The 8,441-nt window shown below is 61.8% G+C and carries 9 protein-coding genes; 4 read left to right on the forward strand and 5 right to left on the reverse strand.

All coding sequences use genetic code 11. The features are described from left to right. Nucleotides 1–90: 90 nt before the first annotated feature. Nucleotides 91–1,629 carry an FAD-dependent monooxygenase gene (locus tag HGP12_RS24655; RefSeq protein WP_168841421.1) on the reverse strand — a complete coding sequence of 513 codons (1,539 nt, stop codon included), beginning with the start codon at nt 1,627–1,629 and terminating at the stop codon, nt 91–93. Continuing rightward, complete coding sequence (locus HGP12_RS24660; RefSeq protein ID WP_168841422.1) at nt 1,619–1,795, reverse strand: hypothetical protein; 177 nt, start codon at nt 1,793–1,795, stop codon at nt 1,619–1,621. Before HGP12_RS24660 ends, HGP12_RS24655 begins: the two co-directional genes overlap by 11 nt. A gap of 55 nt (nt 1,796–1,850) precedes the next feature. Between HGP12_RS24660 and HGP12_RS24665 the strand changes: the two genes are divergently transcribed. Next, entirely contained in the window at nt 1,851–2,477 is a 627-nt protein-coding gene (locus HGP12_RS24665; protein ID WP_168841423.1) for a TetR/AcrR family transcriptional regulator, read from the forward strand. 103 nt (nt 2,478–2,580) lie between these two features. Here HGP12_RS24665 and HGP12_RS24670 read toward each other — a convergent pair whose 3' ends face one another. Beyond that, nucleotides 2,581–3,477, reverse strand: coding sequence for an SDR family oxidoreductase (locus HGP12_RS24670; protein ID WP_168841424.1), 897 nt, complete (start codon nt 3,475–3,477; stop codon nt 2,581–2,583). A 93-nt stretch (nt 3,478–3,570) separates the two neighbouring features. Between HGP12_RS24670 and HGP12_RS24675 the strand changes: the two genes are divergently transcribed. Continuing rightward, complete coding sequence (locus tag HGP12_RS24675; protein ID WP_168841425.1) at nt 3,571–4,404, forward strand: helix-turn-helix transcriptional regulator; 834 nt, start codon at nt 3,571–3,573, stop codon at nt 4,402–4,404. A gap of 99 nt (nt 4,405–4,503) precedes the next feature. Here HGP12_RS24675 and attM read toward each other — a convergent pair whose 3' ends face one another. After that, nucleotides 4,504–5,295, reverse strand: coding sequence for an N-acyl homoserine lactonase AttM (gene attM, locus HGP12_RS24680; protein WP_205926610.1), 792 nt, complete (start codon nt 5,293–5,295; stop codon nt 4,504–4,506). A gap of 122 nt (nt 5,296–5,417) precedes the next feature. Here attM and HGP12_RS24685 point away from each other — a divergent pair, with 122 nt between their 5' ends. Next, the gene (locus HGP12_RS24685; protein ID WP_168841426.1) at nt 5,418–6,320 is read left to right on the forward strand and encodes a LysR family transcriptional regulator; all 903 of its coding nucleotides are present in this window, start codon (nt 5,418–5,420) and stop codon (nt 6,318–6,320) included. Here the strand turns inward: HGP12_RS24685 and HGP12_RS24690 are convergent. Continuing rightward, nucleotides 6,317–7,633 carry an MFS transporter gene (locus HGP12_RS24690; RefSeq protein ID WP_168841427.1) on the reverse strand — a complete coding sequence of 439 codons (1,317 nt, stop codon included), beginning with the start codon at nt 7,631–7,633 and terminating at the stop codon, nt 6,317–6,319. The genes HGP12_RS24685 and HGP12_RS24690 overlap by 4 nt on opposite strands. A gap of 109 nt (nt 7,634–7,742) precedes the next feature. Between HGP12_RS24690 and HGP12_RS24695 the strand changes: the two genes are divergently transcribed. After that, nucleotides 7,743–8,195, forward strand: a complete 453-nt coding sequence (locus HGP12_RS24695) for a helix-turn-helix domain-containing protein (protein WP_168841428.1) — start codon at nt 7,743–7,745, stop codon at nt 8,193–8,195. Nucleotides 8,196–8,441: the final 246 nt, after the last annotated feature.

The raw sequence follows: 8,441 nt of genomic DNA on the forward strand, positions 1-8,441 counted from the left end.
GAATGCTCGCTCGCTCGCACACCATTGGGCCATGACTACCTCTGTGAGCCGCACGGCCTTGTCCTATGCTTCAATGAAACGCCATCCGTCTCAGGCAGCGCCGCGCGCCTTGCCGGGCTCGCCGAACCATTGCAACGCCGCGTGGGCGATATCTTCTGGGTTGGGAGCGGCTTCGCCGGCCCAGGCGACGATGCCGTCGGGCCGTATCAGCAGAGCGCTCAAGCCCAACTGATCCTTGGCTTTGCCGGCGACATAGCCTACCCGGTCGCCCCAGCGGCTCGCAATCGCTGCAAGCGGTGCGCCGGCATCGAAGTCCAGCAGCAGGCCCCTGCCCGCTCTCAGGAGATCACCAAGCTTCCTGCCGTCGGCCAATTCGAAATCGGGCGCGCTGCGGCCGACGAGCGGGTGGCTGCCGCCAAGATCATAGCGGAGGGAAACGCCCCATACGCGTTCGGCGAAATAGGTCGCGCCATCACGTGTGTCCATCAGATCGCGGATGATGGCTTCGAGGGCGCGCGAACTCCGGCTTGGCCGCATGAGCCCGACCTGCGCGCGCGACCAGTCGAGGACTTGCGCCCCGATCGGATGGCGCTCGCTCGAATAGCTGTCCAGCAGGCCGTCCGGCGCTTCGCCTCGGATGGTGGCGGCAAGCTTCCATCCAAGGTTCATCGCATCGCCGAGTCCGAGGTTGAGGCCCTGGCCGCCGAGCGGGGAATGGATGTGCGCCGCGTCGCCGGCAAGCAATATGCGCCCTTTACGGTAAGTGGTCGCCTGATAAGCCCGATCCGTCCATGTGGTGGCAAGCCTGAGCGTCGTCACGGTGACGTCGGTGCAGGAGATGCGGCGCAGCACGGCCTGCACATGATCGAGCGTGATCGGCTGGGTCCGGTGGAAAGCGCCTCCATCGAAATCGACCATCGAGATCGTTCCGGGCGGCGAATAGGTGTACATGCCCGTTGCCGTGTAATGCCGGCCGGAACGAAGCTTGTCCGGCTCCGCCATCTCGATTTCGGCGGAATAGCCGGTGAACTCGGGGTCGGTGCCGGCGAATTCGAAGCCGCCAACCTTGCGAACGGTGCTGCGGCCGCCATCGCAGCCGACGAGCCAGGATCCGTGAAAAATCTCACCTCCAGCGCGGACAACGACCCCCTCATCGGACTGATCGAGGTCCTCGACGCCGAGGCCGCGCCTGATCTCGACGCCCGCACGCGCGGCCAGGACGGCTTCAAGAGCCTCCATCTCGACCATCATGCTGGTGCCGGCCGGACTTGGCAGACGGTATTGCCACTTCGAGGTATCGATGGTGTCGTGAAAGAACTGGATGCCGGCGAAATGGCCGCCCGGCCGACGCTGCTGCTGCATCCAATGCGCGGCGGACGGCGCGCCGCTGCCGCCTGATCTATCCTTGGCGGGTTGTGCCGCCGCGATGTCGTTCAGCAGGTTGCGGCGATAAAGTGCGTCGATGGTGGGCGCCGAAAGGCCGCGCATGCCGAACGGAAGGCGCTTCAAGGGCGAGCGCGGTTCTTCGGCTTGCTCCAGCACCAGCACCGAGAGATCTGCCAGGCGCAGCTCGCAGGCCAGAAACACGCCGACAGGTCCGCCTCCGGCAATCAGGACGTCATATTTCAAGGCAGAATTCCTCAAGCAAAGGCACTTCGAACGCAGCCGGCATCCCGGCCTCGATTGTCGTCAGCCGGTGCGCTTCGTTCAGAGAGGCCACCCGTATTCGGGCAAGCGCGATGGTCGGCCGCAGGAACGATCTCATCCAGCCTGCGCCGATTTCACCGGTTTCCATATCACCGCACGATTTTTACACCCGGTATAAATTTACTTATGGTATAAATATTTTTATGTCAAATCGAATCAAACTCCGAGACCGTAAGAAGGAGGCGACGCGTCAGGCGATCTCCGACACTGCAACCCGCCTGTTCGTCGAACATGGCTTCGACAAAATTTCCGTGGCCGATATCGCCCACGAGGCTGACGTCGCCAGGAAAACGGTGTTCAACTACTTCCGCCGCAAGGAGGATCTCGTTTTCGATCGCGAAGACGAAGTGCGGGATCTCGTGCGGAAAGCACTCGCAGATCGCCGCCAGCAGTCGCCGATCGGCGCCTTCCAGGCATTGATGCGCATGCTGGTGGAGACGCAACATCCGCTGTTCAGGATCACCGAGCGGCCCATCCAGTTCTGGCGCATGGTCGCGGATAGCCCGGCACTGACGGCGCATGCGCGCGCGCTGCAGGTGACGCTCGCCGATGATCTCTCGGGGATGCTGTCCGACACGGTGGGGCGAGCGCACGCCGATCCCAACGCGCGTCTGGCGGGAGCGATGCTGATGGCGACACTGGTGGTCGCCTACAGCGAAGCGCTTCGCATCTTTCGCGGGAACGGAAAGCCCGAGACGGCTTTGGTGAGCATTATGGAGCGCGGCTTTGCCGGCGTCAGCGCCGCACTTGCGGGGACGCCCTACATCTGACGCCGTAAGAATCCCTCGGGACATAGCCTGCGATCGATCAAGGCCCGGACGACAGAGCCGGCCGGGCCTTTGGAACAGCTGCAGATCGGGTGCTGCGCAGGCATCACATGCCAGGAACCCGCAGCTGAGCAAGATCGTCGAGCAGCTTCGGACCGGTTGGCTCCCAGCCGAGCTTCTGCCGCGTCTTGGCGCTGGAGGCGGGCATGTCGCGCGTGGCGAACATGGAGAGCCAGCCGAAATACTCCTGGGCCTCCTCCCTGTCGACGGATTTGACCGGCAGGTTCAGACGCCGGCCGATCGTCTCGGCGATATCGCGCATCGGCACGCCTTCCTCGGCGACGGCATGGTATCTGGCATTCGGTTCGGCGCGTTCGACGACGAGGCGATAAAGGCGGGCGACATCCGAAAAATGCGCGGCCGGCCAGCGATTGAGCCCATCTCCGATATAGGCGCAGGCGTCCTTTTGCCGGTATATCTCGATCAAGGGAGTGATGAGACCCTGGCTGACCGGATCATGCACCTGCGGGAGACGCACGACCGAGACATTGACGCCCATCTCGCTTGCGAGGATCGCGGCTTCCTCAGACGCCGCACGCGGATGCGTGTCGGAACCGACGATCGCATTGTCTTCCCTGGCAGGCTCATCCGCCACGGTATTGGCGATGGGCGTGCCAGAGGTGATGACCAGCAGCCGGGCCGAACCGGCAAGCGCCGAGGCGAGCGTTGCGATGACGCGGCGGTCATCCTCGCAATTCTGGGCGAATCTCGAGAAGTCGTGGTTGAAAGCGAGATGGATGACGCCGTCCGATTGCGAGGCGCCGCTTTTCAGGATTTCCGGATCTTCGATCGTACCATGAAGGACTTCGGCGCCGGCGGCGGCAAGCGCTACCGCCTTTTCCTTTGAGCGGGAAAGCCCGAGCACCTGATGGCCCGCGGCTATCAACTCCCTCACGACATTCGAGCCGATGTTTCCGGTCGCGCCGGTGACAAAAACACGCATAAGCACAGTCTCCTTATTTAGTCGGAGACAAATCTGGACCCATCGGTTATTCTGGTAAAGTAGTGATCTTATCATAGTAAAAGCACTAACAGGATGACCGACCTCATCGACACCGAAAACCTGCTCGGGACCTATCTGAGGGACCGGCGGGCGAAACTTGATCCATTGGCCCTCGGCTTTGCTGGGGAACGGCGGCGTACGCCGGGGCTGCGGCGGGAGGAAGTGGCGCAGCGCGCCAATATCAGCCCGACATGGTACACATGGCTGGAACAGGGGCGCGGCGGTGCGCCCTCGGCCGATGTGCTCGACCGGATTGCCCGGGCACTGATGCTGACCGAGGTGGAGCGCGAGCACCTGTTCCTGCTCGCCCTTGGCCGTCCGCCCGAAGCGCGCTACCGGAAGAATGACGGCGTGACACCGCGGCTGCAGCGCGTGCTCGATGCCCTAGACCCGTGCCCCGCCCTCATCAGAACCGCGACCTGGGACGTCATCGCCTGGAACAAAGCAGCGACCATTATGCTGATAGATTATGGATCGCTGCCGCCGGAAGAGCGCAACATCCTGCGCTACATCTTCCTCAATCCACGCGCCCGCGCCGCGCAATATGACTGGGAAAGCGTGGCGCGCTTCGCCCTGGGCGCATTCCGCGTCGACTCGGCTCGGGCAGGTGCCGCAACCCAGATCGAGCCCTTCGTTGCGGAGCTTTGCCGCATCAGCCCGGAATTCAGGGCCATGTGGCGCAACAACGACGTTCCCAGCACGCATACCGAAGTCGTCAAGCATATCCGCCATCCGGTCCTCGGTCCACTTGCATTCGAATATTCGGCCTTTTCGGTCGACGGCCGGACGGATCTCAGCATGGTCGTCTACAATCCGGCAACGCCCGATGACGCCGAACGGATCAGATCGCTGCTGCCCAAATTTTAGGACAGAGGTGTGTGACACAGGCATGCGCACGCTTGTCGTTCCATGGATCCTCGAAGCCATCCAGCTTGGCTGCCTTTCACGGCGAAACCGGCTGCACCTTCAATCGTAATAGGCCGGAGCCTGTCTAAACCTAGGCCATACTTCCGGATCATGGCCCGTCACCACCATGGCATCAGTCTGCCCCGCGAGGGCGCGCAGCTTGCCGACTGATCGGACCGTGTCGACGGCGGAAGCCATGAGGCCGGGGAGCGCCTTTTCGTTCCAGTGATCGAGCGTATAGGCGGCATCGATGGTCAGTAATATTGTGCCCGTGTTCGACAGCTGCACGAGGAAGGATTGGTGGCCGACGCTGTGGCCCGGCGTAAAGATCATCCGCAGCGCGCCGTCGCCATAGAGATCGTAGCCATTGGTCGCGGCGCCCTCCAGGAAGTGCCATTTCAAGCCGGGGCGGTCGAAATCACGGCGAATATAGGCGCCGGCGGCGAACCAGTCCGGCGCGAAGGCATATTCATATTCGCGGCGCTGGACGATGTGGGTCGCATTGGGGAAGCGGCCCACGGCGCCGCTATGATCGGAATGCAGATGGGACAACGCAACGAAGCGGATTTCTTCATGGGATATGCCGAGCTTAGCCAATTGCGCGAGGCATCCCTGCCCCTCTGTCATCATGGGTTGATAGCTGTCGACGACATCGCCCCAATAGCCGCGCGGATCGGCAAGACCCTCGGCCGCCAACCCGCCATCGATAATGGTATTGCCCTTCGGATGGGTGAGCAGAAACCAGGGAACCGGGATTTCATAATCCTCACCGTTTCCCTGGTTCATTCTGATGTCGCGGACCTTGCATCGCTGCATGCCCGATTGAAACATGTAAAGCCTGATATCGCTCATGAGCCTGACCTGTGATTGACGATCGAGTGCCGAGGCACGCATCGTTTTCGGCGATCGTAGGCCTGCCGAGTAGGTAGCATCATCCACTTACATTTATCGGCTGAGCCGATATATTGGCGCTCATGGATCTGTTGGTAGCAATGCGTGTCTATGTGAGGGTGGTGGAAAGGGGCAGCATGTCGGCCGCCGCCCACGATCTTGGCATGGGTCAGCCAGCCGTCAGCGAGCGGATTAATCGGCTAGAGCAATATCTCGGCGCCCCACTGCTACTCAGAAACACCCGTAAGCTTTCCGTCACCGATGTCGGCGCAGCCTTCTACGAGCGCAGCAGACAGGTGCTGGAAAGTGCCGACGATGCCCTGACCGTCGCAAACGGCAACCAGTCGCTACGCGGCACGCTCAGGATCGCAGCGCCGCATGGCATCGGCGAGGTCATCCTGCCCTCGATTCTGCTGCAGATGCGCAAGCGTCATCCGCTGCTGAAGATCGAGCTGATCCTCAACGACAGGATCGTCGATCCCGTCACGGAAGGCGTTGATATCTCGCTGCGCCTTGGCGATCTCGGCGAGGGCAGCTTCATCGCCCGCAAGCTCGGCCATGTCGGCCGCGTATTGGTGGCGTCACCAGCCTATCTCGAGGAGCGTGGAACGCCGACAAAGCTCGACGATCTTGCCATCCATCCGTTCCTGCGGGTCTCTGGCCTCTTCAACGGCGGGCGGCTTCTGTTGATTGGCCCGGACGGGCAGACCGAACTTGCCGCTATCGACATTGTTCTCAGCACTAGCCATTGGCGGCCGCTGCACAGCCTTTTGCTCGATGGCGCCGGCATCGGCGTCTTGCAGGCGCCGGTCTGCGCCGAAGATCTGGCGAGCGGCAGGCTCGTCCGCCTGCTGCCAGAATTTACCGTGCCGGGATTTGACCTGCATGCGCTCTATTCGGCGATCAGGCCGGTTCCGCCTCGGATTCGGGCGGTGCTTTCCCTATTGGAAGAGCAATTAAGCCCAGCATCTCTGCCGGACAGCTAGATGCTGATCTGATCGACGCTTTGCGTCGCCACCTTCGGGGTTGCCCGCAAGGTCAGCCCCCAAAAGAGAAGTGTCGCAAGGCTTATAGCGGCACCGGAGATGCAGACGCCCGTCCAGCCCGCATGGGCATAGATGATCGTCGATGTCGACGATCCCACGGCGCTACCGATGGAATAGAAGACCATGTAGGCGGCGGTCAGCCTGTTCTGCGCGTCCGGCCTGACACGATAGATCATGCTTTGATTGGTGACGTGCGTCGCCTGCAGGCCGAAATCGATGACGAGAACGCCGATGATAAGCCACAGGATCGAATGGTCCAGCAGCGAGATCGGTAGCCAGGCAAACAACATCAGCGCAAGCGCAATGCCCGTGGTGCGCTGGCCATGGCCGCGGTCGGCCCAGCGCCCTGCCCTGGTAGCACCGAGCGCGCCCGCCGCGCCGGTAAGGCCGAACAGGCCGACTTCGGTGTGGGACAGGGAGTAAGGCGGTGCCGTCAGCGGCAGCACAAGCGCTGCGAGCAGCGTGGTGATATTGGCGAAGATCAGCATGGCGATGACGGCGCGGATGCGCAGGACCGGTTCTTCGACGAGCAGGGTCGCCAGCGAGCGGATGAGACCGAAATAGGAAAGTCCGGTCTTCGGCCTTTGCTGTCGCGGCAGCGCCCGCCAGAGGAGAAGCGCGATCATCAGCGTCAGCACGGCGGAAAGGATATAGACAGTCCGCCAGCCGGAGAGATCGGTCAGCGTGCCCGCGACGCTGCGTGCCAGCAGGATGCCGAGCACGATACCGCTCGTGACCATGCCGACGACATGGCCGCGTTCGGCGGGATGCGCCAGGCTCGCGGCATAGGCGACCAGCGCCTGCGTCACCACGGCCAGAAAGCCGACCGCGGCCATGGAAGCGAGCAGCATGGCCGCGCTGGAGGAAAAGCCGACACAGATGAGTGCGGCCACACTCAGCAACGATTGCACAATGATGAGCTTGCGCCGGTCGACCAAATCGCCAAGCGGCACCAGCAGGATGAGGCCGAGCCCGTAACCGAGCTGCGTCGCGCCGACAATCAGGCCGGCAACCGTGCGCGACAGCTTGAGGTCATCGGCCATGACATCGAGAAGCGGATGGGCGAAATAGGCATTCGCCACGGCAAGGCCGCTCGCGACGGCAAACAGAACAATCGTGGCGCCCGCCAGCGGAGAATTGCCCTCCGTTGTAGACAGGTTCGCATCGGTTCTTGGCGAGCCTTTCGGCGACGGACGAAGGCGTGCAATATCCTTCGCGCCGCCGGCTGGCGGCGCGTCCTGATCGATCGTCATTGCAAAACTCCCGATTCTTCGGTTTAATAATGAAACTATCGATCGAGTAACATTATTGGTTTAATCATGCAACCATTCTTGCAGACAGAACACCGGGAAGGCTAAGCGAATGGTCGCGCGGAAAAGCCTGAAAGGCGATTATTGCCCGAGCGCGCGGTCGCTCGATGTGATCGGCGACTGGTGGTCCCTCCTGATCGTCCGCGATGCCTTCGACGGGCTGAGACGGTTCAGCGAATTTCAGAAAAGCCTCGGCATCGCCAAGAATATCCTCACCGACCGTCTGCGGACGCTTGTCGCAAGCGGCATATTGGAGCTGGTACCCATGAGCGACAGCAGCACGCGCATGGAATATCGCCTGACGGCGATGGGAAAGGATCTCTTCCCGGTCATGGTGGCGCTGCGCCAATTCGGCGAACGTCATCTCTTCGCCCCCGCCGAGGAACATTCGCTGCTGGTGGATCGAGCAAGCGGACAGCCGGTCCAGCTCGACATCCGGGCACGGGACGGCAGGTCCATCGGCCCGGACGAAACGGTTATCGTGAAGGTGCCGGACGGAAAATAAGGCCTCCGCTAGAGGCGGATGATTTTAGGTCTGTTCGACCTAAAATCATCCGCCTCTAGAATCAAAGAAGTAGGGCGTGATTTCGTCCGAAAACCGCCTACACTTTTCGGCATCACGCTCTAGGAGGTGTGGACTCTTGGGTTTCCAAGGCTGAGCAAATCAGATTCAAGACTGTCTTTTGGAGGCAGTCATGGGTGTTTTGGATCGTCTGATCCTTCGGGACGAACAGTGGGCGCGGATAGCGCA

It is taken from the genome of Rhizobium sp. P28RR-XV (assembly GCF_012641385.1).
Classification (GTDB): Bacteria; Pseudomonadota; Alphaproteobacteria; order Rhizobiales; family Rhizobiaceae; genus Rhizobium.